A 26225-nucleotide genomic window follows, 5' to 3' on the forward strand; every position below is an offset into this window, starting at 1 on the left:
GACACCGAGCTGCCGGAACGTAATCAGCTCGAGTCGCTGGTTGTGCAAGCGGCAATGCTCGCCGCGGGCAGTCTGGAACCGGGTGTGCTGCGGGTACTGGGGCGGCGCCCCGCGTTGGCCAAGCGCTATCTGGCAATAGATGCGAACCGGGCACTCGCCGCGAATGAGGGCTGGCTACCCCCGTCCATGCGAAACCTGATCGACGGGGATATCGCCGCACGCAGTGAATCGCCGAGCGACGCGCTGGCCGTCGCGCGCGGCCACGACCCAATCGCGGATCCCCCCTACCCGAAGCCAAAGTCTATGACCCGCAGGGATTTTACGAACGTAACGGTCAACCGGGACCGTATTCGGTTGGCGTCTGGTCCACCTGGATGAGTGCTCAGCCACACGGGCGCCCCGAGGTGGTGGCACCGGGCGACGGTGGACGCTGCGGGCCGGCGCATGGGTGAGCCCAAGGCCATCGTGATTACGGGCGCCTCTCGCGGGCTCGGCCTGGCATCGGTGGCGCAGATGTATCGGCAGGGTTGGCGGGTGCTGGCGGCTATGCGTGCACCGGAGTCGGGCATGGCCCAATTGCGTGCCAAGGTCGCTGGGGTGGTCGATGATTCGCGACTGATACCGGTCCAGTTGGACCTGACCGACGCCGCGTCGGTAGCGGCGGCGGCCAAGGTGATCGAAGAGGCCGTCGGGGCTCCCCGGGTGCTGGTGCACAATGCGGGCATCTCCGCGGCGGGCACGGTCGAGGAGACACCGATCGAGCTGTGGGAGCGGATGTTCGCTACCCATGTGCTGGGGCCAGTGCAGTTGACCAAGGCCTTGTTACCCGCGATGCGTACCGCAGGCCGCGGACGGATCGTCATGATCTCGAGTCAGGCCGGCGTGCGGGGGATGCCGGAGATTGCGGCCTACTCTGCGGCCAAAGGGGCACTGGAACGCTGGGCAGAATCGTTGGCCGGCGAGGTGGCGCCCATCGGTTTGGGCGTCACAGTCCTGGTGACCGGAACCTTCAACACCGACATCATCACCGACGCCGGGACGTCGGACCACCGCGACTTCGCCGGACCCTACGCGGCTCATCATGTCGCGATCGAGCGCCGGGGCCGCTTCGCGATGCGGTTCGCGGCCGAGCCAGATCGGTTCGCGCGACATCTGGCCAGAGCCGTCGAAGACCGGGCGCCGTTCACCCGCCACGCGGTGGGCCAGGATGCCCGCATGCTGGTGGTTGCCAACCGGCTGCTTTCCGGTAAGGCTTCCCATAGGGTGGCCCGACTGGTGATGGGCATCCCGCCGCCCGGTGCTCTGCTGAGCGTCCCATCTACAGAGAGCGACAAACATGGCTGACACCACCGAGGCTGTCGAGGTTCGGTTCGAGTCCAAGATGATGATCGACGGCAAGCTCGTCGACGGCCAGGCCGGCACCTTCACCAGTATCAACCCGGCCACCGAGGAGCCGCTAGGGGAAGTCGCCGACGCGTCGAAAGCCGACATGCGCCGCGCCGTCGACGCGGCCCGACGGGCGTTCGATGAGACCGACTGGTCAACCAACCATGCGTTGCGCAAGCGCTGTCTCGAGCAACTTCAGCAGGCCATCGAGGCCGAACGGAAAGAGCTACGTGAAGAACTCATTCTTGAGGCCGGGGCGCCTCGCGCGATCACCTTCGGGCCCCAGTTGGATGCGCCGCTAGCCGACGCGCTGCGCTATCCCGCCAAGCTGATCGACGAATACCCGTGGGAGACCGACCTGGGCGACGTGCTGGTCAGCATCACCGGTCAACTGACCACCCGCAAAGTCTGGCGGGAGCCCGTCGGTGTGGTGGGTGCGATCGTGCCGTGGAATTTCCCGTTCGAAGTCACCATTAACAAGCTCGGCCAGGCGCTGGGCACTGGCAACACCGTGGTGCTCAAACCGGCGCCGGACACCCCGTTCAACGCGACCCGCCTGGGCCGGCTGATCGCGGAAAAGACGGACATTCCACCGGGGGTCGTCAACGTGGTCACCGCCTCGGACCACTTGGTGGGGGAGGAGCTCACCCTTTCGCCCAAGGTCGACATGATCTCGTTCACCGGCTCGACCGCTGTCGGCAAACACCTCATGGAAAAAGGTGCGGCCACCATGAAGCGGCTGTTCTTGGAGCTGGGGGGTAAGTCGGCCACCATCGTCTTGGAAGACGCCGAATTCGGGCTGGCGTGCGCAATCGGCATCGCCCCCTGCATGCATGCTGGGCAGGGCTGCGCCAACCCGACCCGGATGCTGTTGCCGCGATCGCGCTACGACGAAGGGGTGGCGATCCTCAAGAGCATCTACGACAACGTCATGCCGGGCGATCCCCAGGACCCCGCGACCCTGTGTGGTCCGGTGATCTCGGCCAAACAACGCAAGCGCGTGCTCGGCTACATCAACAAGGGTGTCGAAGAGGGCGCCACGTGCCTGGTTGGCGGGCCGGATGCGCCGACCGGTTTCGACCGGGGATTCTATGTGCGGCCAACGCTTTTCGTTGACGTCGATAACTCCATGACCATCGCCCAGGAAGAGATCTTCGGCCCGGTGCTTTCGGTGATCCCATTCGACACCGAAGAAGACGCGATCCGGATCGCCAATGACAGCGTGTACGGGTTGGCCGGCAACGTGATGTCGGGTTCGTTGGCACACTCCCTGGCGGTGGCCCGGCGGCTGCGGGCCGGCTTCATAGGCGTCAACGGCGGTGCTCCCTACGGGGCTGACACACCGTTCGGCGGATACAAGGACAGCGGGGTGGGACGACAGAACGGTGTCGCGGGGTTCGACCAGTACACCCAGATCAAATCGGTGGGTTATCCGGCCGGATAAGGGAGTCGCGTTTTTCAGCTGTTCGATAATCTTGAAGACTTCGGGGCCTTCGACGATGTGGTCTCTGGTGACGTCCGGGACCCCTGCACCGAGTTGGCCCGGCTGCGGCGCGAGGAACCAGTGCAACGCATCGACTTCTCGGCCATGCCGCACGAGCAGTCCAAGCCGGTTTTCATCGTCTACCGCCATGAGGACGTCGCTCAGCTGTTGCGTGACAACGAGACGTTCTCCTCGGCCATCATCATCGACGCTTTCGGTGACGTGCTGGGCAGCCATGTCATGCTCGGGATGGACGAGCCCGAGCACGGTCGGCATAGGGCTTTGATGGCAAAAGCGTTCTCGCAGAAAGCATTGGCGCGCTGGGAGGACGAGCTGGTCGGCCGGGTGGGCAATAGCCTGATCGACCGGCTCGTCGCCCGCGGCCGTGCCGATTTGGTGAAGGAATTCACCTTTCCCTATCCCACCCAGATCATCGCAGGGCTGCTCGGGCTGCCGCGCGAGGACTATCCACAATTTCAGCGTTGGTCGATCTCGCTGCTGAGCTTCACCGTCAACCCGCAGCGGGGGCGCGCAGCAGCGGTGGCGCTGCAGGACTACTTCGCTCCGATTCTGACCGCACGGCGCCAACAGCCCCGCGACGAGTTGATCAGCGAGCTGGCACAAGCGCACATCGACGGGGAGAAACTCTCCGATGAGGAGATCTTTTCGTTCTGCGACTGCTACTTCCGGCCGGCGTCGAAACCACCTACCGCTCATTGGGCAACCTGCTCTACGGCTTGCTGAGCAATGCGGATCAACTCGACGCGGTTCGCGCCGATCGGTCACTGGTGCCGCAGGCGATCGAGGAGGCGGTGCGCTGGGAGTCGCCGCTGCTGACCATCAGCCGGGTGCCCATCCCTGCCGGATCCTCGGTGATGCCGATGTTGGGCGCCGCCAACCGGCAAGAGGACCGTTACTCCGATCCGGATCGCTTCGACATCTTGCGCCCGGTGAGGGCGCATATCGGCTTCGGGCATGGGGTCCACGTCTGCCTCGGCATGCACCTGGCCCGGCTCGAGATGCGGGTCGTGTTCGATCCGTCCCAGGGCATCGCATAGGCCGCAAGTTCTTCAGACCACCGGGTAGCGGTCCCGTGGCAATAGCCGCGGCATCTAGGCCAATTCAAGCAGTGTTGAGAATTCATAGAGGGCTTCGCTGTTTAATCGATGCACGGTGCCCCGCCATGACCAGGGAAAGGACGAACCGACTGACGGCGATGGACGTCGATCGGGTCGGTCTGGTTGTCGACGCGAGAACGATAACCAAACCCTGACATCGGCCAGGTAGGGACACCGGCGGAAGACGGATCAGTGCCCACAACGAGAACGCTTGAATATCGATGTTCGACTGCGATTCAAGGATTTTGGCCAAGGACGTAACCACGTATGCGGACCTGCATGCGGGGCGGGTGTTCGTGGCCTGGCGGCGCCGGAAGAAGTTGAGATCCCCAGCGCTGCTCAGCTTGTGACCGTGGCCAGCGTGCTATGCCCAGTTCCAGCGCTAAGGAAGGATTGGCAGTGACCGATCTGCTCGTGAGCCCACAGGCGATGACCGCAACGGCTACGGAAGTGGCTGAAATCGGTCTAGCGATCGATCAAGCTGATCTGGCCGTGGCAGGGCCAACAACCGGCCTGGCTGCGGCGGCCGCCGATGAGGTGTCTGAGGCCATAGCGACGCTGTTCGACAACTACGCCCAGGGGTACCAGGCGGTCAGCCGGCAAGCGGCGGCTTTTCACGATGCGTTTGCGCAGAAGTTGTTCGCGGCCAGCGACTCCTATGTGCGCGCCGAGGCGGCGGCCGTGAAGGCGCTTGCGTGGCTCACCGAACCAGTCGCGAACCTGTTCGCGCCGGTGCTCAGCGGACCGGAAAGTGTGGCGGCATCAGCGACAGCGTTGCTGGCAGGGGCTCCTCTGAAACCCGTTGAGGCCGCGTTGATCCTGAGTGAAAGTGGTGTGCCGACACCTTCGGCAAGCTACATCAGCGACGTCTACACCAAGTACGTCGAGCCGAATTTCCCCTCTGCGACCGCCCCGCAAGGCGTATCCACCCCTAACGGGCTATACCCATTTACTGGCATCAAGGATTTGACCCTGGACATATCGCTGGCCCGGGGTGCAACGATACTCAACGACGCGATCCTGCAGCAGCTCGCTGCCCTGTCCGCCGGGAGTTCCGTCGCTGTTTTGGGCTACTCCCAAAGCGCGGTGCTCTCCTCGCTCGTGATGCCGAAGCTCTTGGCCGAAGGCGTCACGAGTTCACAAGTCAATTTCGTATTGCTCGGCAACCCAATGAATCCCAACGGCGGCGTGCTTGCTCGGTTCCCCGACCTCACGTTGCCGAGCTTGGGTTTCACGTTCTACGGTGCGACTCCAGACAATGCTTTTCCGAACGTCAGTTACACGCTCGAATACGACGGCTTCGCCGACTTCCCGCGCTACCCGATCAACTTGCTTGCCGACATCAACGCAGTTATGAGTATCCCGTTCGTGCACGCTGACTATCAGCATCTCACGCAGGCGCAGCTCGACTCAGCCGTTCAGTTGCCCACCGAGAGCCCAACCCAGAGCACGTACTAAATGATTCCAACTGAGCACCTGCCGTTGCTGGCGCCGCTGCGCTTCATCCCCTACGTGGGAGACCCGCTGGCTGAACTGCTGGAGCCAAATCTGAGGGTGCTGGTGGACTTGGGTTATGGCGACCAGGCCTACGGCTACGACACCGGGCCGGCTGATGTGCCCACACCGTTTGGCTTGTTCCCGCCGGTCAGCCCGCTCACGGTGGCCGAGCACCTAGCCGCGGGGACGCAGCAGGGAATCGTCAACTCGGGCGCTGCGCTCCAAGCCCAGGGGCCGCCCAGCATTCCGCTATCGGACATAGCGCACACATTGACGGCGAATCCGCCATGGGCAGGTACGCCGGCGTTGCCGCCTTCGACATCTCCGGCCTCATCAATCGAGGACTTCATCTTGGCGGTGCAGGCGGCGAATAGCTCGATCTCGCGTGGCTTCGTCAAGACGCTCTCGACGGCCTACGCGACATTGCTGCCGACCATGGATATCGCCAGTGAGCTTGTATTCACTCTGCCCAGCTACAACCTCAACCTGTTCCTGGACGGATTGATCCAGGCAATCAACGGCCAGCCCATAGAGGGACTGATCAACGCGATCGGCAATCCGATCGCCGCCAGCACGGGACTGATCACACTTGCCGGCGGATTCCAGTTAATAGTCATCTCGTACGCACTCGACACGATCCTGTTCGGGACACCACATCCGCTTCCCTGACCCGCGGGAGATCCCGCACCATCGCAGGGTTGCCGTGGCGTAGCGGCGGCGTGCGGCCCGGGGGCTAGTTGAAGAACCCCGATTGGTCGGGGTTGGCATTGAATCCTCCGGAGCTGTTGTTGCCCGAGTTGGCCACGCCCGAAGTCGCGGTAAGGAGGCCGTTTGTGGCCGAGTTGGCGATGCCCGCGGTCCGGAAACCGGTGTTGAACAGGCCGGTGTTGAAGCTGCCGGTGTTGTTGATTCCCACGCTTTGGTTGCCGCCAGCGTTGAGCAGACCCGAGTGACCGCTGAACAGCGCGCTCGTGTTGGCGTTGTGGAAACCGGAGTTCGTGTCGCCGGTGTTGTTGAATCCTGAATTGCCGCTTCCGTTGTTTCCGAAACCGGAGTTTGTGACGGCCTGGTCGGCCGAGCTGCCGAACCCCGTGTTGAGGTCGCCCGCGTTGATCCCGCCGGTGTTGGTGTTGCCGGAGTTGCCCCACCCGGTGTTGTGGTCGCCCCCGTTGAAGTCGCCGGTGTTCAGGGTGCCTGAGTTGAAGCTGCCGGCGTTGTAGGAGCCGGAGTTTCCGGCGCCCATGTTTGCCGCGCCCGCGTTTCCGAAGCCCATGTTGCGGTCGCCGGCGTTGCCAAAGCCGAAGTCGGCGCTGCCGGCATTGCCAAAGCCGGTATTCGTGGATCCGGCGTTCCACAAACCGGTGTTGGTGTTACCGGAGTTCGCCAGGCCGAAGTTGCCGTCGCCGGAGTTGAAGAAGCCCACATTGTTGTCGCCCGAGTTGAACAACCCGATGTTGTTGTCACCGGTATTGCCGAAACCGAGGTTTCCGGCACCCGAGTTCAGCGCGCCGATGCCGACCAGGTTGTCGCCGGTGAGCCCGAAGCCGATGTTGTTGCTGCCGTTGTTGCCCAGGCCAAGATTGTTGTTGCCGAAATTGCCCAACCCGACATTTGAGTTGCCGTGGTTGCCGCTACCGAAGTTGGTGGAGCCGGCGTTTCCGCTGCCCAGGTTTCTGCTTCCGGTGTTTCCGCTGCCGATGTTGCCGGCACCGTGGTTCCCGCTGCCCAGGTTGAGTGCTCCGATGTTGCCGCTACCGAAGTTGGTGGAGCCGATGTTTCCGCTGCCCAGGTTCGTGTTTCCGGCGTTGCCGCTGCCCAGGTTGGCCTGTCCGATATTGCCGAATCCGAAGTTGGCGTCGCCGGTGTTGCCACTGCCCAGGTTGTAATCGCCGATGTTGCCCAAACCGAGGTTGCCCACGCCGGCATTGCCGATGCCCAAGTTGGGAGCCGGTAGGTCTAATGCGGGCAACCCTGACGTCGTCGCGGCGGCCAGGCCGTCCGTGCCGGTGAGCACAAGACCAGAGGTGCCGAAGAAGCCGGACTGCTCGTCGCCGGCGTTGAATACACCCGAGCTGCCGTTGCCGGAGTTGAACAGTCCCGAGGTGTAGGGGAACACGGCGCCGCCGCTGGAGTTCCCCGCTCCGGTGTTGAATGTCCCGTTGTTGAACAGACCGAAGTTGTCGTCGCCCAAGTTGCCGATGCCCGCGTTGGTATTGCCTGAATTGTTGATACCGGAGTTAACGGTCCCGCCTGCGTTCAGGAATCCGGAATTTCTGTTGGTGCTGTTGAAGAACCCGGAACTGAAGCTGCCGGTATTATTGAAGCCCGAATTTCCGGAACCGGCATTCCGGAATCCCGAGTTCGCCACGGACTGGTCCTCCGGACTTCCCATTCCTGTATTGAGGTCACCAGAGTTGAAGAAACCCGTATTGGTGAAACCCGAGTTGCCCAGCCCGGTGTTGTGGCCGCTCGAGTTAAAGTACCCGGTATTCACGCTGCCGGAATTGAAATCGCCAGTATTGAAGTTGCCCGAATTGAAACTTCCCGTATTGAGCAGTCCTGCGTTCCCGAGGCCCACATTCGAAGAGCCGCCTTTTCCTGCGCCCACGTGGTTGACGCCAGAATTGCCGAAACCAAAGTTGCTCAGGCCGGAGTTCCCGAAACCGGTGTTGGTATCGCGCCCGTTCCAGAAGCCGGTATTGATATCGCCAGCGTTCTCGAACCCGAAATTTCCGCTTCCGGAGTTGAAAAATCCGATGTTGTTGTCGCCAGAGTTGAAGAAGCCAATGTTGTTGGTGCCGGAGTTTCCAAAACCGAGGTTCCCGGCACCCGAGTTGAGTGCTCCGATGCCGATCAGATCATCGCCGTTGAGGCCGATGCCGATGTTGTTGTTCCCGTTATTGCCGAATCCAACGTTGTTACTACCGAAGTTGCCGAAGCCCACATTGGAGTCGCCCGCGTTTCCGCTGCCCAGATTCAGTGTGCCAGTGTTGCCGCTGCCGAAGTTCGTGCTGCCGTTGTTCCCGCTACCCTAGTTGAGGGATCCGAAGTTTCCGAGGCCCAGGTTTGAACTACCGGCGTTGCCCCAGCCGAAGTTCGCGTCGCCCACCGCATTGCCGAGGCCAAAGTTAAGGCTGCCCAAGCGGTTTCCGCTGCCGAAGTTGATGTTGCCGGTGTTTCCGCTGCCGAGGTTGAAGAAGCCCTGGTTCCCGCTGCCCAGGTTTGCGTTGCCCGCATTTCCGCTGCCCAGGCTGGCGTCGCCGATATTTCCGCTGCCCAGGTTGAACGATCCGGTGTTGCCGCTGCCCAGGTTGTAGTCGCCGATGTTGCCGACACTTAGGTTCGCGAAACCGATGTTGCCGATGTGCAGAACCGGGAACCCAACCGCGGCCGCGCCGGGCAGCGCCGCGGCGGCCGCGGGCCCGGACGAAGGCAGTGCCGTCGTTGCCCCGGCCACCCGGTTCTGCAGGGTGCGCAACGCCTGCTGCCACGGTGCCAGCTGCGCGGCCACCGCTGAGGCTCCACTGTGATAGCCCGCCATCGCTGCCACGTCCTGGGCCCACAGCTGATCGTATGCGGCCTCGGTCGAGGCGATTGCAGGGGCGTTCTGGCCGAACAGGTTTGACACGACCAGCGACACCAACTGATTGCGGTTGGCCGCCACTAGCTCGGGATGCGCCGTCGCCGCTTGCGCCGCTTCAAAGACGGCAGCGGCCGCGTTAGCCTGGGCGGCCGTCACCGCGGCGCGCGCCGCTGCGGTGCCCAGCCAGCTCGCATAAGGTCTGGCCGCAGCGGCCATCGCCGTCGCCGCTGCGCCCTGCCACGCCTCGCCCACGAGTCCCATGGTGATAGCGGAGAATGCCTGGGCTGCTGAAGCCAGGTCGGCGGCCAGCCCGTCCCACGCCGCCGCCGCGGCCAGCGTTGGGCCGCCCCCAGCACCGGCGAATATTCGTGCCGAATTGATCTCGGGCGGCAACATCATAAAGTTCATCACGACACCCCTTCTGTGTTGATCTAGGCCGACGTCGGCAAAGGGAACCAGCAGCGGCCGGCCCTGCGTCTCCCCAACCGTCCGCAGCCCGGAATGCGGCTATCTGGCGTGCCTTCTGTCAATAGCGCTGTGCTCGTAGCCCCGTGTGTAAGCCACGCGGTATTGGCAACGTAATACGAAGTCCGTCGCGATTATTGGTTTTCGCCGATTTCTTACTGTTTAAGCAAGGGGTGCAATTAATGGAAAGTAATTCTAGTTTCGATAAACTAATAAACTAGAGTTCTATTCTAGCTTTATGTTCGAGGCCTTCGATGCCGCGTGCGGAAATCCCGCACGCATTCTGAGCAGGGGTAATGGCATCTTCGCGCCTAAGTCCGACGCACCCGGTGCGGAGCCGATTAGGCGGGCGAATCCCTCGGTGGCAAATACTAGAATTGAAATCTGATTTAGGGCGAAGTGACGATGGCTAGTTGTTGAAACCGGACTGATCGTCTCCAGAGTTCAGCGCGCCCGAGCTGTTGGTGCCGGAAATCAGTAGGCCCGAGCTGTCGCTGCCCGAGTTGGCTATCCCCGTGTTGAAGGTCCCGGTATTGAATATTCCTGTGTTATTGCTGCCTGAGTTGCTGAACCCGACGTTGGTAGCGTCACCGGAATTGCGCACTCCAGAGTGGCCGTTCGCAGAGACGCCGGTGTTGCTGTTCTGGAAGCCGGAGTTGCCGTCGCCAGAGTTGAAGAAGCCGGAGTTGCCGCTTCCGGAGTGGCCAAAGCCGGAGTTCGGTCCGGCTTGTGTGTCGGGACTGCCGATGCCGGTGTTCAAGCCGCCCGAGTTGTAGCCACCCGTGTTGACGTTGCCCGAGTTTTCCCAGCCCGTATTGGTCTCACCCGCGTTGGAGAAGCCCGTGTTGTAGGTGCCCGAGTTGTAGAAGCCCGTGTTGCCGCCTCCACCGTTCCCAAAGCCCATGTTGAAGCTACCTGCGTTGCCGTGCCCCATGTTTTCCACGCCACCATTGCCGAAGCCGAAGTTGAGGCTGCCCCCGTTCCCGAAGCCCGTATTGGTGCCGCCGGAATTCCAGAATCCGGTGTTGGTGGAACCCGCGTTTGCGAAGCCGAAGTTGCCGTCGCCTGAGTTGAAGAAGCCGATGTTGTTGCTGCCCGAGTTGAAGAAGCCGACGTTGTTGTCGCCCGCGTTCCCGAAGCCCATGTTGCCTATGCCGGCGTTCAGGCCGCCGATGCCGATCTGATTGCTGCCGCTGAGCCCAAACCCGATGTTGTTGCTGCCGTTGTTGCCGAAGCCCAGGTTGTTGGTGCCGAAGTTGCCGAAGCCGATGTTGGAGTCACCGTTGTTGCCGCTGCCGATATTGAAGGAACCGTTGTTCCCGGTGCCGAAGTTGTAGCTGCCGGCGTTGCCGCTACCGAAGTTCCCATCGCCGAAGCGGTTCCCGAAACCGATGTTTCCACTGCCGAAGCGGTTGCCGCTACCGAGGTTGAGATTTCCTGAGTTTCCCGAACCGAAGTTGGTATCGCCCAAGTTCCCGTTACCGAAATTGAAGAAACCGTTGTTTCCGTTACCCAGATTTACGTTGCCGGTGTTGCCGCTGCCCAGGTTCCCGTTGCCGATATTCCCGCCGCCCAGGTTGGCTGAGCCAGTGTTTCCGCTGCCAAAGTTGTTGTTGCCGATATTGCCGATGCTCAAGAAGTTCCCGCTGCCGTTGTTGCCAATGCCCAGCGCCGCGGCCGGGCCGGACGCGAGTGCAGCTGCCGCTGACGCGGCCGGTCCAGTTGTGGCCATTGCGGCGACCCGGCGCGGTAGGGCCTGTATTGCCTGCTGCCACGGTGTCAGTTGCGCGGCCACGGCCGACGTACCGCCGTGGTAGCCCACCATCGCTGCCACGTCCTGGGCCCATAGCTCTTCATAGGTAGATTCGGTGGCGGCGATGGCCGGCGCGTTCTGGCCAAACAGGTTGGAGAGCACCAGCGACACCAGCTGATTGCGGTTGGCCAGCACCAACTCCGGGTGCACGGTGGCCGCTTGCGCCGACTCAAATACCGCCGCGGCCGCCTTGGCCTGCGTGGCAGCGCCCAGCGCCTGAGTTGCTGCCGCGCTCAGCCAACCGGCATACGGTGCGCCCGCTGCCGCCATCGCGGCGGCAGCGGGCCCCTGCCAGGATCCGCTCGCTAACCCCGAGGTGACCGACGAAAACGCCTCAGCTGCCTCGCCCAGCTCGGCGGCCAGTCCGTCCCAGGCCGTGGCGGCCGCCAGCGTTGGTGCTGATCCGGCGCCGGTGAACATCAGCGCCGAGTTGACCTCCGGAGGCAACATCATGAAGTTCATCAGGTCTTCCCTTCTCCGCTGGCCGCACACTCGGAGACGGCCGCTATGTTCGCGAAATCACAAACCCCGCAAGCTGCCTCGCGCGCATCTCAATCGCCCGTCCCCTGTCTGCCAAGCGCACCGCGACCTCCCATAGCCGGATTAGGTTGCGGCTGGCGGCCATTGCGGGTGCGGCCGCAGAAACTGCAGTCTCGCCCGCATACGACATCGGGCCAATCCCGTCACACCTTATGCGCGTTGGCAGACAAGACACTATGACAATTGCGGGACGACATTTGCGTTTTCGCCAAAGCGCCTATCTTTGTGTCGCCGCGGGCGACGCCTGTGAGATTTTGCGCGACTCGACGCGCACGTCCGAGACCAATTGCCCAAGGGGCTGCTCGCCCGATTACGTGGTGCAAGGGAGTTCGGTGCCGTCGCGGTGCGCCGGCTGAACTACCCCGGTCGGGCGCCGTCCACCCGCCTGGGCTTCAATAGATTGAAGATCAATGTGTTCCTGAAGTGCCTGACGTACGGAAAATGTCAAAGGAGACATCATCATGGCTGAAGCCGTCATCGTAGAAGCGGTGCGCTCACCGGTCGGCAAGCGCAATGGCGCGCTATCCGGCGTACACCCCGCGGATCTATCTGCGCAGGTTCTCAACGGACTGGCTGACAAGGCCGGCATCGACCCGGAGATCGTGGATGACGTCATCTGGGGCTGCGTCATGCAAGCTGGCGAGCAGGCGCTTGATATCGCCCGCACCTCGCTGCTGACGGCCGGCTGGCCCGAAACGGTCCCGGGTGTGACGGTCGACCGCCAGTGCGGTTCGAGTCAGCAGTCGGTGCACTTCGCCGCGGCCGGCGTGGTGGCCGGGCACTATGACGTCGTCGTCGCCGGCGGGGTGGAGTCGATGTCGCGAACCCCTATGGGTTCTTCGCTGGCCAATGGTGGGCGGCCGTATTCGCAGACCTTCCTGGAACGCTATGACGGCCGCATCCCTAACCAGGGCCTTGGTGCCGAGATGATTGCCGAGCAGTGGGGATTGAGCCGAACCATGCTCGACGAGTTCTCCTTGATGTCGCACGAAAAAGAAGCTGCCGCACAAGATTCCGGGGCATTCGATGATCAGATCGTCGGCATCAAGGACCAGGATGGCAACCCCGTACTCAAGGATGAAGGTATCCGGCGCGGAACGCCGATGGAAAAGATGGCAGCGCTGAAGCCGGCGTTCAAGGAAGACGGCGTGATCCATGCCGGTAACTCGTCGCAGATTTCCGATGGTTCGGCGGCACTCTTGTTCATGTCGCCGAAAAGGCTAAGTCGCTGGGGATGAGGCCGATTGCCAAGGTGCACACCGCGGTACTTGCGGGGGCCGACCCGGTGATCATGCTGACCGCGCCGATCCCGTCAACCCAGAAGGTGCTCAAGCGATCCGGGCTCAGTATTGGCGACATCGGGGCATACGAGGTCAACGAGGCATTCGCTCCGGATCCGCTGGCCTGGCTGCGTGACATCGGCGCCGACGAGAACCGGCTCAACCCCAACGGGGGTGCGATTGCGTTGGGCCACCCGCTGGGAGGATCGGGTGCTCGGCTGATGACCACGCTGCTGTACCACATGCGGGACAACGGAATTCGCTATGGCTTACAGACGATGTGCGAGGGTGGTGGTCAAGCCCACGCCACTGTCTTGGAGCTCTTGTGACAGACGCCGGTGACGACCAGCCCGCCGGGCTGGTCGAACACCGCGGCAATGTCATGGTCGTAACGATAAACCGGCCCGAAGCCCGTAACGCCATCAACGGGGCGGTCAGCGTCGCGGTCGGAGATGCGCTGGAATCGGCGCAAAATGACCCCGAGGTCCGCGCCGTGGTGATCACCGGCGCCGGCGATAAGTCGTTTTGTGCCGGAGCTGACTTGTTGGCCATCTCGCGGCGGGAGAACATCTACCACTCCGACCACAACGAGTGGGGTTTCGCGGGCTACGTCCATCATTTCATCGACAAGCCCACCATCGCGGCAGTCAACGGCACCGCCCTAGGGCGTGTCTGCTTAATGTGAATGGTGTTTTGGCTGATGCTGTTTGGGTGATGCGGACGCATGCGATTTCTGATGATTTGTGGTCGCTGATCGTGGCGGTGTTGCCTGCGGGGCGGCGGCGTGGCCGGCCGTGGAACGATCATCGACGTACTCTGGAGGGCATTATCTGGCGTTACCGTACGGGATCTCCGTGGTGTGACCTGCCCGAGCACTTCGGTCCCTGGCAATCGGTGGCCGAGAGGCATCTACGCTGGTCGGTCGATGGCATCTACGCGCGGATCTTCGCGGCGATCGCCTCTGACCTCGACGCCGAGGACGCCGACCTGGGCGCACTGTTGTCGGTCGATTCGACCAGTGTGCGCGCCCACCAACACGCAGCCGGAGCGCGCCCGGGCGCCGCACAGGGGGATCTGTCGAATTACAAGAAATATCTCGATGAGCCCGATGACCACGCCATTGGGCGTTCCCGCGGCGGGCTGACTACCAAGATCCACGCCTTGACCGACCAGCTGTGCAGTCCGGTCACCCTGGCACTGTCGGCCGGTCAAGCCGGTGATAATCCGATGCTTTGGCCATTGCTGGCCGCCCGGTGCAGCAACTCAGACGCCCCGTTTCACCTGCTGGCGGACAAGGCGTACTCCCATGACTCGACGCGGGCACAGCTGCGCCGGCTCAAGATCGCCCATACCATCCCCGAGCGCAGCGACCAGATCACCCGCCGCAAAGCCAAAGGCCGCAACAGAGGACGGCCTCCGGGGTTCTCAGGCCGAATCTACAAGCACCGCAACACCGTCGAGCGAAGCTTCAACCGGCTCAAACACTGGCGCGCGGTCGCCACCTGCTACGACAAATACGCCCTGACCTACCTCAGCGGTGTCACCCTGGCCGCCATCATCACCTACCACCGCGTCCGCAATTAGCAGACAGGACCTAGTCGGCGGCACCGAGCTGGCGCTTGCCAGCGACCTGGTGCTGGCCGACGAACGCGCCAAGTTCGGACTGCCCGAGGTCAAACGTGGGTTGATCGCGGCCGCCGGGGGAGTCTTTCGGATCGTGAACCAGCTGCCCCGCAAGGTGGCGATGGAGATGTTGTTGACCGGCGAGCCGATCACGGCATCCGACGCCTATGAGTGGGGCCTGATCAACCAGGTCGTCAAGCAGGGGGCGGTGCTGGATGCGGCCCTGGCATTGGCCGCCCGGGTCACCGTGAACGCGCCGCGGTCGGTGCGGGCGAGCAAGCGCATCGCCTACGGGGTCGACGACGGAGTTGTCGCCGATGAAGAACGGGGTTGGGAACGCACTATGCGTGAGATGCGATCCCTGATTCGATCCGAAGACGCCAAAGAGGGGCCGCTGGCGTTTGCGCAGAAGCGGGAGCCGGTCTGGAAGGCGCGCTGAAGCGCGCGACGACATCGGATGCGGCCGGACGGGTTTGGCTGGGCCGCTTTGGGTCCGTGTGTCGAGTGAATCTCTACGGGGTGGGCTAGGGCGTGTCTGCTTAATGTGAATGGTGTTTTGGCTGATGCTGTTTGGGTGATGCGGACGCATGCGATTTCTGATGATTTGTGGTCGCTGATCGTGGCGGTGTTGCCTGCGGGGCGGCGGCGTGGCCGGCCGTGGAACGATCATCGACGTACTCTGGAGGGCATTATCTGGCGTTACCGTACGGGATCTCCGTGGTGTGACCTGCCCGAGCACTTCGGTCCCTGGCAATCGGTGGCCGAGAGGCATCTACGCTGGTCGGTCGATGGCATCTACGCGCGGATCTTCGCGGCGATCGCCTCTGACCTCGACGCCGAGGACGCCGACCTGGGCGCACTGTTGTCGGTCGATTCGACCAGTGTGCGCGCCACCGACACGCAGCCGGAGCGCGCTCCGGGCGCCGCACAGGGGGATCTGTCGAATTACAAGAAATATCTCGATGAGCCCGATGACCACGCCATTGGGCGTTCCCGCGGCGGGCTGACTACCAAGATCCACGCCTTGACCGACCAGCTGTGCAGTCCGGTCACCCTGGCACTGTCGGCCGGTCAAGCCGGTGATAATCCGATGCTTTGGCCATTGCTGGCCGCCCGGTGCAGCAACTCATACGCCCCGTTTCGCCTGCTGGCGGACAAGGCGTACTCCTATGACTCGACGCGGGCACAGCTGCGCCGGCTCAAGATCGCCCATACCATCCCCGAGCGCAGCGACCAGATCACCCGCCGCAAAGCCAAAGGCCGCAACAGAGGACGGCCTCCGGGGTTCTCAGGCCGAATCTACAAGCACCGCAACACCGTCGAGCGAAGCTTCAACCGGCTCAAACACTGGCGCGCGGTCGCCACCTGCTACGACAAATACGCCCTGACCTACCTCGGCGGTGTCACCCTGGCCGCCATCATCACCTACCACCGCGTCCGCAATTAGCAGACAGGACCTAGACGCGGCGCCCCGTTTGCCCGGGCGCACCGCCATGGCTTGATCGGGATTTCGTCTCAGCCCTGGCGGTGTGACTTCTACAGGTCAAGCGGCCCCGGTTTGATGTTCTGGTGCGTTCGGCACCTCGATGTGTGCGATCTGTGTGACGCCAGACCGGTTGTCCTGTCTGGTGTTTCGGCTCAGACTTTGTCGGTGGGTGGGGGGTTGGCGGTCCGCTAGCCGTCTGCGGGTCCCTGCGCCCTGTGGCGGGTGATCGCGCGGTTTTGTTGTGAATGCATTGAGGTCGCGGTTGTTGGATGCGCTTTGCTGGGTCTCTGTCGCTTGGGGAAGGCGGTTGTGAGGTGTCGTTTGTGTGGGTGAGTCCGGAGTTGGTGAGTGCGGCTGCGGCCGATGTGGCCGGTATCGGGTCGGCAGTGGGTGCGGCGAACACTGCTGCGGCGGCGGCCACTACCGAGTTACTGGCTGCTGGTGGTGACGAGGTGTCGGCGGCGATCGCGGAGTTGTTCGGCATGTACGGGCGTGACTATCAGCGGATCGCTGTTGAGGCGGAGGGATTTCACGCTCGGGTCGCGGCGCTGTTGGGTGCGGGGGCAGATTCCTATGGGTGGGCTGAGTCCTCAGGTGTGCTGTCGTTGCAGGGTTTGCAGCGCGATGTCTGGGGGATGGTCAACGCTCCTACGCAGATGTTGTTGGGGCGACCGCTGATTGGTGATGGTGCCGACGAGGGCACTGTGGGTGGGGTGGGGCAGTCGGGTGGGGCTGGTGGGTTGTTGTGGGGCAATGGTGGCGCGGGTGGGGTGAGTACTAACCCCTGTGCTGTGGGTGGTGCGGGCGGCTCGGCGGGTCTGATCGGTGCTGGTGGCGCTGGTGGCCGTGGTGGTGCGGGTGGTGCGGGTGGTGTGGGAGGTAGCGGTGGGTGGTTGGCCGGTGTGGGTGGCGCTGGCGGTGCTGGTGGAGTGGGTGCTATCGGCGGTGCCGGAGGTAGCGCGGTGTTGTTTGGCGGTGGTGGTTCCGGTGGCGCTGGTGGCGCTGGCGATGTTGGCGTTGCGGGTGGGGCTGGTGGTGTGGGAGGTCGTGGTGGCTGGGTGTTCGGAGATGGTGGGTCCGGGGGTGTTGGTGGTTCCGGTGGTGTGGGTGTTGTTGGGGGTGTTGGTGGTGGTACGGGTGTGTTTGGCGTTGGTGGTGCGGGCGGTGCTGGCGGAGTTGGCGGCAATGGCGGCTTTGCTGCATTGGGCACGGGCGGTGCCGCCGGTAGTGGCGGTGGCGGCGGCACCGGTGGCGCCGGAGGCGTGAGCGATTCTCCCAACACATCGAGATCCGTCGGCGGTGCCGGAGGCGTAGGTGGCGTCGGCGGCAACGGCGGTATTGGTGGCAACGGGCAGATCGGCGGCGACGGTGGTAGCGGAGGGGCTGCCGGTGCGGGCGGCGTAGGTGCGCAGAATCTGACCCGCAGCATCCAGTCGGCCAACTTCGGTGGTGCCGGCGGCGCCGGCGGTGTCGGTGGTTTCGGAGGGGTCGGCGGTACCGGCACCAGCGGTCTCGGCGGGAGCGGCGGGATTGGTGTCGATGGCGGTGCGGGTGGGGTCGGCGGCGATTGCAGTGTGCCTCTTTCGCCTGGAAAAGGAGGTGACGGCGGTGCCGGGGGCGACGGTGGCGACGGTGGCGACGGCGGGAACGGTCAGCCTGGCGGGCCCGGAGGCGCCGGCGGTGGGGCTGCCTCTGGCGGCGCGGGCGGATATGGCGAATTAGGTAATGGGGCCGCCGGCGCCGATGGCAATAACGGCACCCCCGGCGCGGACGGCTGACAGTGAGCTGCCGAGGAGATCGGCCCGATCTGGATTCGGGCGGGCAACGATGGTTTCCTGGCGCCGGAATGACCGGTGGCCGGGGTGCACAGCGCCGGCCTGACACCCGCCCGGCTGGGCCGTCAGCTTGCCAGGATGTTTACCCCATACCGGAACACCGGGGGTAACAGTGCGCATGCCGGCACGATGGCACGGCGCGCCGGGCGTGGCGCACTGGCCAACACCAGCCCGCGCGTGAGCCAGCGGTAACTGCGCGTAACCCGATGCCACGCAGCCTCATACGACGCCGGGTCGTTATCGGCGATGGCACCCACCGCGGCGGCCGCTTGCTTGACAGCCAGGCTGATACCCTCACCGGTCAGCGCGTCTTCGTAACCGGCCGCATCGCCGACCAGCAGCACGCGTCCGGCGACGCGGCGCGAGACCACTTGTCGCAGCGGGCCGCAGCCCCGCGCGGCCCCGGGACTGGCGCCCCGCAGCTGCTGCGCAAGCCATGGGAACCGATCGATTTCAGGTCGCTGACGGGACAGGATCGCCACCCCGACCAGATCCGGTTCTACCGGGGTGACGTACGCCTCGCCCCACGGGGACCAGTGCACTTCGACGAACTCCGACCAAGCCGGCACGCGGTAGTGCCGGCGCACGCCGTAGCGGCGTGGAGTACCGGCCGTCACCGTTATTCCGACCGCGCGTCGTACCGCGGAATGCAGGCCGTCGGCTGCCACCAACCATTTGGCGCGCACACCCGCAGCGGTCACGCCGTGCGCGTCTTGGACGACATCGGTTACCCGCGTTCTGATCCATTCCGCATCTTGCTCTTTGGCGCGGGCCGCCAGCGTTGCGTGCAATGTGGTGCGGCGCACGCGCCGGCCCGGCCCGGTGCGAAACCGCGCCTCGGCCCGGCGCTGCTGGCTTACGTACGCGATGCCCTGGAACGGGACGCCGGCCGGGTCCACATCGAGGGACTTCAGCTCCGCTAGACCACCCGGCATCAGTCCCTCGCCGCACGCCTTGTCGATCGGGCTCTCCCGCGGGTCTGCGACGATGACCGAGAGCCCCCGTTTTCGTGCGTTCAATGCGGTGGCGAGTCCGCCGGGGCCACCGCCGACGACCAGTACGTCGGTGTCGTAGGTCGTCATGAGTAGCCCAGCACGGAGTTCTCCACCCGCAACCGCACGGTCAGCAAGATGGCGTTGGCCACGGTGAAGCTCAGCGCGGTCACCCACGCGGTGTGCACCAGCGGCAGGGCAAACCCTTCGGCCACCACTGCAACATAGTTCGGGTGGCGCAGGAACCGGTAGGGCCCTTTTTGCACCAGCGGTTCGTCGGGCAGCACGATCACCCGGGTGTTCCAGCGTCGCCCCAGCGACGTCACACACCACCAGCGCAGACCCTGGCTGAGCACCAGCACGGCCACCATCGGCCAGCCGAGCCATGGGATGAACGGCCGATGCAGGGCCCAGGGTTCGATGACGCAGCCCACCAGCAGCAGCGAGTGCAAGACAACCATCACCACGTAGTGCGGTTGGCCAAACTCCTTGCCGCCCCGCGCGAAAGACCACCGCGCATTGCGCTGGGCTAGCACCAGCTCGGCCACGCGTTCGACGACGATCGCCAGAATCAGCAGGTAATACGGACTTACCACGTCAGCAACACTAGTTCAGAACAGAACGCGGGGCGCATCGCGATCATCAGTCCGATCGAACCGGGCGGCGGCGGGTCGGCCAGGTTGGCCCGCAATACATCCAAAATGGACACCGAAGAAAGATTTCCGTTGTTGCGTAGCGAGTTTCGTGTGTGAGCGAGGGCATCCTCGGGTAGCCCCAGCACGGTCTCAACGGCCTCGATCACGCGGGGCCCGCCAGGATGGCAGACCCACGTCGTCACATCCTGGGGGGTCAACCCGTGGTCGGCCAGGAAACTGCGGACGTCCTCGCCCAGGTACTTCTCGGTGACAGTGGCGACGTCGACCGACAAAACGATTTGAAAGCCGCTGGTGCCGATCTTCCAGCCCTTGACGTTCTCGGTGTTGGGGTAGATCCGGCTGCGGGTGGCCAGCACTCGAGGGCCGGCATATCCGTTTGACGCCGCACCGGCCCCGGGAACTCGGTGCGCCCCCTTGGTGACCACGGCTGCGGCGGCGTCGCCGAACAGGCTGGAGGCAACCAGATTTGCCACCGAGTTGTCGTGGCGCTGAATCGTCAATGAACAGAGTTCCACCGCGAGCAGAGCGCCCACCTGATCGGGGAATCCGCGCAGGTAGTCATGCATGCGGGCCACCCCGGCGGTCCCGGCCACACAGCCCAGACCGAACAACGGGATGCGTTTGACGTCTTCGCGCAACCCCACTCGGTGAGCCAGTCGCGCCTCCAGGGTGGGTACGGCAAGACCAGTGACGGTGGTGGAGAAAATGACATCGACTTCGGAGGGCCTGACCTTTGCTTCTTCCAGCGCCGCCCGCAGGGCCTGCTCGCCCAAGTCGAGAGCGACGTCGACGAAGGCGTCGTTGGCCTCGGTAAAACCGTTGAGCTCGGCATAGCGTTCCAGCGGCAATGCGGTGTGGCGGGCTTCAACCCCGCTGCTGAGCGCGAACCGGCGAAACTCCGGACCGGCGAACTCGGTGAGCGCCCCGATCGCCTCGGCCTGGTGGTAGCGGTTCGGCGGGAACTTCACGGCCACCCCCGCCACATGCGGATCTGTCTTCGAGGTCTGCGTGCCCGCTGGCCGGTGCAAGTTGAAGCACGATGATCTACCCCCGGTGAATGTGTTCATGTGGTCAGTCACGCTGTCGCTTCCGGATCGGTTCAGACCGGCTCCTGCCGGATGGCCCGGCTTCCCCGCGGCCCCACCGTCTCGGGTCTAGTGTCGAAACCATGCGGATTCTGGTGACCGGCGCCACCGGCTATGTGGGATCCCGCTTGGTTACCGCGCTGCTGGCCGACGACCATGAAGTGTTGGCGGCCACCCGAAACATGGCGCGCCTCAGTCGCTTAGCTTGGTTCGACGACGTCACCCCGGTGATCCTCGACGCGACGGACCGGGCCTCGGCGCAAGCCGCGATGAATGCCGCGGGTCAGATCGACGTGGTCTACTACCTGGTCCACGGCATAGGCCAACCGGATTTTCGCGACCGGGACAAAACCGCCGCCGCCAACCTGGCCGTCGCTGCCCGTGACACCGGGGTGCGGCGCATCGTTTACCTGGGCGGATTCGTCCCCGAATGTGAAGCGCTATCCCAACACCTGTCCAGCCGGGCCGAGTTCGCCGAGGCACTGGCCGTCGACGATGGCGCGGAACTGGTGTGGCTGGGCGCGGCAATGATCATCGGAGCCGGCTCCACGTCGTTTGAGATGCTGCGCTACGTCGGGGATCGATTCCCCGTCCTGCCGATGCCGGACTGGATGTACAACTCGATCGATCCGATCTCCATCCGAGACGTTCTGCACTATCTGGTGGCCGCCGCCGACGTCGACCAGGTTCCTGCCGGTGCCTACGACATCTGCGGCCCCGACACCACGTCGTACCGCGAGCTACTCAAGACGTATGCGCGCATCCGCGGCAGATGGCATGCCGCATTGCCGGTCGGCAGGCTCGATACCGCGGTAGCGTCCCGGATCACGGCGGTCACCCTGCCGGTCCCGCATGGTCTGGTCGCAGACCTGGTGGAATCGCTGGATCACCCGATGCGGGCATCCGGGGTCGGCCTGCAAGACAAGGTCCCCGAGCCACCAGGAGGACTACTGAGTGAGTATCGAAGATGCCATTACGTTGGCGCTGGCCGGCCACGCGAACGGGCCCCCGTTGCCCGTCGACGCCCTGACAGATCCCCACCAACTCGCAGCCACCGATCCGGCGTGGGCCGGCGGTGACGCGCTGCGAATTCGCCGGATCGCCGAGGCGATGACGCCGCCCATCGCGCGTCCCTCTCTGCGATGGGTGAACATCGTCCCGGGTCCACTGGCCGGTGCGCTACGAAGCAGCCTCGACATCCTGATCGCCCTGACTCCGAAAGTTCTGTTCGCATGAGCCAATCAACAGCGCCCCAATTCAGCGCCATCGACGACATTCGCCGCGCCATCACGAATGTGGCCGTGCCACATCATGAGGCGCCTTCGGTGGTGCTACGGCGCCGCATCGTCGTCGGTGTCGTCCTGGTGATCGGCGCGGTGGTGATGGGACTGTCGATGAGGCGCCAGCCGGGGGAGTCGACCTTCTACTGGCTGACGCTGACTCTGGCCGCGGCATGGGCGCTGGGCGCGCTGGCCTCCGGCCCCCTGCATCTGGGTGGCATTCGCTGGCGCGGTCGCAACCAGCGCCCGGTGATCACCGGGACCACCATCGGTCTGCTGCTGGGCGGCATCTTTGTGTTGGGTGCCTTGGTTGTCCGTAAGATTCCGGCCGCCGCCGAGCTGATAGTCCGCGTGCTGCAGTTTGCCAGCCAGGGATCGTTGTTCCTGGTCGTGGTGATCACCCTGATCAACGGGATCGCCGAAGAGATGTTTTTTCGCGGCGCGCTCTACACCGCGTTGGGTCGGTTCTATCCGGTGGCCGTTTCGACCGTCGTGTACATCGGGGCCATCATGGCCAGCGCCAACCTGATGCTCGGCTTTGCCGCTGTCATCCTCGGCGGTGTGTGTGCGTGGGAACGGCGCTCTACCGGCGGAGTGCTGGCACCGATCCTCACCCACCTGGTCTGGGGACTCATCATGGTGCTCGCGCTGCCACCGTTGTTTGGGGTCTGACCCCGTTATCGGTCGGCGGCGGTGATGTCGCGTGCCAGTGCGCGCAGCGCGGCGGCGTAGAGTTGGCGCAGCACCAGCCAGGACAGCCGGCCGGGAATCCCGCGGGGAAAGAAGATCGCCCGCTGGTGGTAGGTGCTGCCGGCGGTGCCTCGCGGTGTGAGCGTCACCTCCAACCACGTTGGCCCGGGCACGCGGGTGCTCGCGCCCAGTCGCAGTGTGGTTGGCGTGCGCTGCGCGACCCGCCACCGCGGTGCGAGCGCCAGCGAGTACCAACTCCGGCTATTGATGGCGCGCTCGGTCGCTTTCCAAACATCTTCGGGCGCAGCAGTTGTCGTCGCGTCGCGGACGTCGGTGTAAACGATTTCGCCGGCCCACCGCGGGTCGCTGGGCAGTGGCTCGGCCGGTTCCGACTGCAGGGAGGCCCATGTGGCGTCGGGAAGCCCGTGCGCGGCACGATTCAGTGCCAATTCGACCGCACGACGGTAATTGGTCAGGCCCCCCGCCGGTGGCGCGATGATGGTGTCGATGTCGGAGTTGCGCTTCACCGCGTCACATTCGAGCGATTCGATCAGCGGCCGGGCCAGGCCCGGAGGAATGGGGGTCACCGTGCCAACCCACAAGCTGGCGATCGTCGGCGTCAGAAACGGCAGCACGATCAGGTAGCGCCGATGCAGCCCGGCGACCTCCGCGTACACCCGCATCATGTCGCCGTACTCGAGCACGTCGGGGCCGCCGACGTCCCACGTTCGGGCCCTGGCGGTGTCGGGCACCGTGGCCGTGGCCGCGGCGACCAGGTAGTGCAGCACGTCACGAATGGCGATCGGCTGAATCCGGTTGTGCACCCACTTGGGTGTGGTCATCACCGGCAACCGGTCGGTGAGGTGCCGGATCATTTCGAAGGATGCCGATCCGGATCCGACCACCACCCCGGCTTGCAGCACGATTGTCTCGATGCCGGAACCAATCAGCGCATCGCCAACGGCCTTGCGTGATTGAAGGTGCGGCGAAAGCTTGCTCTGCTCTGGATTTAGCCCGCTCAGGTACACCACCCGGCGCACACCGCTGCGCCGCGCGGCGAGTACCACGTTGTGGGCAGCGCGGGCTTCCTCGTCGGCGAAATGCTTTGCCGAGCCCATCGAATGGACCAGATAGTAGACAACGTCCATCCCGGCGAAGGCCGCCTCCAGCGAGTCGGTGTCGCCCAGATCGCCGCGCACCACCTCTGCCCGGTCCCGCCACGGCACGTCCGCCAACTTGCCCGGATCGCGGGCCAACGCTCGCACCCGGTGGCCCTCGTCGAGCAGTCGCGGAACCAGCCGGGCGCCTATGTAGCCGGTCGCCCCGGTTACCAGGCAGTTCACCTGTCCAGCCGACATCGGATCTCCATTCTGTCCCCATGTCTTATTCGGATCCGGTGTTGCTGAGGATTGCCGATTCAGCTCAACGGATCAGGAGTCGGTGAAGGTTGGGGTGCGGCGCTGCTGGAATGCGCGGGTGCCCTCGGCGAAGTCGGGTGATCGCAGCAGCGCCGACTGGCCCTGGAATTCGCGATCGAGGGTGCGATCCAACTCGGTGAGTGTGGCCGCGTTGATGGAGTCCTTGGTCTTGGCAAACGCTAGCGCCGGGCCGGACAGCAATCTCGAGATCACCGCATCCACTTCGTTTTGGAAGTCCGCGACGGGATAGACCGCGCTGACCAGGCCGTAGGACAGCGCCTCGGTGGCCGGCAACCGCTCGGGCAGCAGGGCCATCCGCATCGCCCGAATCCGGCCGATCGCAGCGGCGATCAATGCCGAGGCTCCGCCGTCGGGCATCAATCCGATCTTGGTGAACGCGAGCAGAAAATAGGCGCTCTCGGAGGCCAGCACCAGATCGCACGCCAGGGCTAGTGAGACACCGACCCCGGCGGCGGGTCCGTGGACCACGGCGACAACTGGATGCGGCAACGCCGTGATTGCCCGCACCGCCCGGTTGATCTCGGTGAGGCTGGAAGTGCTGGTCTTGCGGCCCATATCCTGGGCGCTCATCCCGGCCCCGGAGCTGAACCCGCGACCCGTTCCACCCAGGCGCACCACTCGCATTCGCGAATCGGTAGCCGCGGCCTCCATCGCGTCAGCGATCCCGGCCATCACCTCAGGTGTCAACGAATTCAGGCTTTCGGGACGGTCGATCGTCACCGACAGCACCCCGCCGCGCAGCTTGACCTCGAGGCCGGCGACTGGCGCCAGGGTTTCGATCCCGGTATCCGGCATGGGCCTCACCCTAGGTCAACAGGGGCGTGGCCGAGACGGCGTTGGCGGGCGAGGTGGGCCGGGCGGGGCGTGATGCATCAAGTCAAGATGCCTGCGAAACCTGGTTCATGCATCAGGTAAGGAATGCCCGCGAAATCGGGGTCAGGTGGTGGTCTTGCTTTTGATGCGGATGCCGGCTTTGAGGGCGGGTAGAGCGGCGGGTATGGCGGCGAGGTAGAGCTGTTCGGTCTTGTCTTTGGCGAGTCTGAGCAGGGCGGCTTGCAGGTCGGCGATCTGGCGGGCGATCGCGGCGGGGTTGAGGCTGTTGCGGTAGGTGAGCAGCTCTGTTTGTTGGGCCGCTGAGAGGACTCCGGCGGCCAGCAGCCGGTCCAGGGGGGTCTGGGGCTTGTCGTAGAGCCGGCGGCGGTGACCGTCGCGGCTGCAGCCGTAGCTGATGGGTTTGATGGTGGGGTCAGGTAGTTGAGCCGGTCGTTGACCAGGTGCCACAGCCGGTTGAGCACGGCGCGTTCTTCGTCGGTGTCGTAGCGGTAGTAGAACCCGTAGCGACGCACGAGGTGGTTGTTTTTGGACTCGATGGTGGCCTGGTCGTTCTTCTTGTAGGGCCGTGAGCGGGTGAAGAAGATCTCCATGTCCGCGGCCCACTTGATGACCGCCTTATTGAGGAATTCGGTGCCGTTGTCGAAGTCCAAACCCGTTACCTTATAGGGATTTTAGTAATTCCGGTTTTGAGGGCGCCCAGGATGTGGGGGTGGGCGTTGTTGCGCACCGTGCGGGTGAACACCCAGCCGATGTGCATGTCGGTGAGGTTGACCGTGCGGGCGAACTCACCTTTCAGTGTCGGGCCGCAGTGCGCCACGGTGTCGCCTTCGAAGAACCCCGGAGATTCTTCGGCCTCATCGCCTGCTTTGCAGATGGTGATCGAGGACCGCAGCAGCGGGAGGGTTTCGTCGTCGACACACCCGAGATCTGGTCGCGGGCCTTGGCGCCGCGCAGGTAGCGGTCGATCGTGGCGCTGCTCATCGCCAACAGCTCGGCACGCACCGCCGGGCCGTAACGGTCACGGCCGTCCACCAGTTCGCCGTGGCGTTCTAGAGCATCCAACTGAAGTGCCATGGAAGCGGCCAGGTACCGGCCGCACTGCCCGCCTGAGGCCGCCCACACCTTCTGCAACACCTTGAG

General features: G+C 64.2%; 16 protein-coding genes and 8 pseudogenes. 14 read left to right on the forward strand and 10 right to left on the reverse strand.

From position 1 onward, the window contains the following. Nucleotides 1-281 precede the first annotated feature (281 nt). From G6N41_RS07800 to G6N41_RS07820, 6 genes and pseudogenes are all read left to right on the forward strand, one after another. Nucleotides 282-452: pseudogene (locus G6N41_RS07800) on the forward strand (spirocyclase AveC family protein); the annotation flags it as partial. After that, nucleotides 445-1344 (forward strand): SDR family oxidoreductase, encoded by a 900-nt coding sequence (locus G6N41_RS07805; protein WP_198967044.1) that lies wholly within the window; start codon nt 445-447, stop codon nt 1342-1344. The pseudogene G6N41_RS07800 and the gene G6N41_RS07805, both read left to right, overlap by 8 nt. A 37-nt stretch (nt 1345-1381) precedes the next feature. Continuing rightward, nucleotides 1382-2830: an aldehyde dehydrogenase family protein gene (locus G6N41_RS07810; protein WP_198967771.1), complete on the forward strand. Its 1449-nt coding sequence runs from the start codon at nt 1382-1384 to the stop codon at nt 2828-2830. An 18-nt stretch (nt 2831-2848) separates the two neighbouring features. Next, nucleotides 2849-3906, forward strand: a pseudogene (locus tag G6N41_RS07815) (cytochrome P450); the annotation flags it as partial. 302 nt (nt 3907-4208) lie between these two features. Further along, nucleotides 4209-4337, forward strand: coding sequence for a hypothetical protein (locus G6N41_RS29475; protein WP_020729853.1), 129 nt, complete (start codon nt 4209-4211; stop codon nt 4335-4337). Between the two features lie 64 nt (nt 4338-4401). Beyond that, nucleotides 4402-6153 (forward strand): annotated as a pseudogene (locus tag G6N41_RS07820) (PE family protein). 64 nt (nt 6154-6217) lie between these two features. Here G6N41_RS07820 and G6N41_RS07825 read toward each other — a convergent pair. Beyond that, a pseudogene (locus tag G6N41_RS07825) lies at nt 6218-9475 on the reverse strand (PPE domain-containing protein). A gap of 466 nt (nt 9476-9941) precedes the next feature. Continuing rightward, entirely contained in the window at nt 9942-11807 is a 1866-nt protein-coding gene (locus G6N41_RS07830) for a PPE family protein (protein ID WP_198967045.1), read from the reverse strand. A gap of 539 nt (nt 11808-12346) precedes the next feature. Between G6N41_RS07830 and G6N41_RS07835 the strand changes: the two are divergent. The 6 genes and pseudogenes from G6N41_RS07835 to G6N41_RS29480 all read left to right on the forward strand — a co-directional run bounded on the left by G6N41_RS07835 (nt 12347) and on the right by G6N41_RS29480 (nt 18052). Next, nucleotides 12347-13494, forward strand: a pseudogene (locus tag G6N41_RS07835) (thiolase family protein). 53 nt (nt 13495-13547) lie between these two features. Further along, nucleotides 13548-13832 (forward strand): annotated as a pseudogene (locus G6N41_RS07840) (enoyl-CoA hydratase/isomerase family protein); the annotation flags it as partial. Between the two features lie 44 nt (nt 13833-13876). Then, nucleotides 13877-14749: an IS5 family transposase gene (locus G6N41_RS07845; protein ID WP_407663788.1), complete on the forward strand. Its 873-nt coding sequence runs from the start codon at nt 13877-13879 to the stop codon at nt 14747-14749. A gap of 10 nt (nt 14750-14759) precedes the next feature. Beyond that, a pseudogene (locus G6N41_RS07850) lies at nt 14760-15227 on the forward strand (enoyl-CoA hydratase-related protein); the annotation flags it as partial. Nucleotides 15228-15362: 135 nt separating this feature from the next. Then, nucleotides 15363-16235, forward strand: coding sequence for an IS5 family transposase (locus G6N41_RS07855; protein WP_407663789.1), 873 nt, complete (start codon nt 15363-15365; stop codon nt 16233-16235). 353 nt (nt 16236-16588) lie between these two features. Beyond that, nucleotides 16589-18052, forward strand: coding sequence for a PE family protein (locus G6N41_RS29480; protein ID WP_259593801.1), 1464 nt, complete (start codon nt 16589-16591; stop codon nt 18050-18052). Between the two features lie 122 nt (nt 18053-18174). On the opposite strand, the gene G6N41_RS07865 is transcribed toward G6N41_RS29480, so the two are convergent. Genes G6N41_RS07865 through G6N41_RS07875 form a run of 3 tightly spaced genes read right to left on the reverse strand, consistent with a single transcriptional unit; the run spans nt 18175 to nt 20860 of the window. After that, nucleotides 18175-19191, reverse strand: a complete 1017-nt coding sequence (locus G6N41_RS07865; RefSeq protein ID WP_198967046.1) for an NAD(P)/FAD-dependent oxidoreductase — start codon at nt 19189-19191, stop codon at nt 18175-18177. Then, a complete protein-coding gene (locus G6N41_RS07870) occupies nt 19188-19697 on the reverse strand; it encodes an isoprenylcysteine carboxyl methyltransferase family protein (protein WP_198967047.1) in 510 nt (169 codons plus the stop codon). The genes G6N41_RS07865 and G6N41_RS07870 overlap by 4 nt, the downstream gene beginning before the upstream one ends. Continuing rightward, complete coding sequence (locus G6N41_RS07875) at nt 19691-20860, reverse strand: type III polyketide synthase (protein ID WP_231608986.1); 1170 nt, start codon at nt 20858-20860, stop codon at nt 19691-19693. Before G6N41_RS07875 ends, G6N41_RS07870 begins: the two co-directional genes overlap by 7 nt. A 65-nt stretch (nt 20861-20925) precedes the next feature. On the opposite strand from G6N41_RS07875, the pseudogene G6N41_RS07880 reads away from it, so the two are divergent. Both G6N41_RS07880 and G6N41_RS07885 read left to right on the forward strand, forming a co-directional pair. After that, nucleotides 20926-22078, forward strand: a pseudogene (locus G6N41_RS07880) (NAD(P)H-binding protein). Then, nucleotides 22075-22794 (forward strand): CPBP family intramembrane glutamic endopeptidase, encoded by a 720-nt coding sequence (locus G6N41_RS07885; RefSeq protein ID WP_198967049.1) that lies wholly within the window; start codon nt 22075-22077, stop codon nt 22792-22794. The pseudogene G6N41_RS07880 and the gene G6N41_RS07885 overlap by 4 nt, the downstream one beginning before the upstream one ends. Before the next feature lie 5 nt (nt 22795-22799). Here G6N41_RS07885 and G6N41_RS07890 read toward each other — a convergent pair whose 3' ends face one another. From G6N41_RS07890 to G6N41_RS07910, 5 genes are all read right to left on the reverse strand, one after another. Next, nucleotides 22800-24170 (reverse strand): NAD(P)H-binding protein, encoded by a 1371-nt coding sequence (locus G6N41_RS07890; protein ID WP_198967050.1) that lies wholly within the window; start codon nt 24168-24170, stop codon nt 22800-22802. A gap of 72 nt (nt 24171-24242) precedes the next feature. After that, entirely contained in the window at nt 24243-25046 is an 804-nt protein-coding gene (locus G6N41_RS07895; RefSeq protein WP_198967051.1) for an enoyl-CoA hydratase, read from the reverse strand. 141 nt (nt 25047-25187) lie between these two features. Further along, nucleotides 25188-25532 carry a transposase gene (locus G6N41_RS07900; protein WP_231608578.1) on the reverse strand — a complete coding sequence of 115 codons (345 nt, stop codon included), beginning with the start codon at nt 25530-25532 and terminating at the stop codon, nt 25188-25190. 208 nt (nt 25533-25740) lie between these two features. After that, entirely contained in the window at nt 25741-25902 is a 162-nt protein-coding gene (locus tag G6N41_RS07905; RefSeq protein WP_198913342.1) for a hypothetical protein, read from the reverse strand. Next, entirely contained in the window at nt 25878-26159 is a 282-nt protein-coding gene (locus G6N41_RS07910) for a hypothetical protein (protein ID WP_198965176.1), read from the reverse strand. The genes G6N41_RS07905 and G6N41_RS07910 overlap by 25 nt, the downstream gene beginning before the upstream one ends. Nucleotides 26160-26225: the final 66 nt, after the last annotated feature.

It is taken from the genome of Mycobacterium shottsii (assembly GCF_010728525.1).
In the GTDB taxonomy this organism is placed as follows: domain Bacteria; phylum Actinomycetota; class Actinomycetes; order Mycobacteriales; family Mycobacteriaceae; genus Mycobacterium; species Mycobacterium marinum.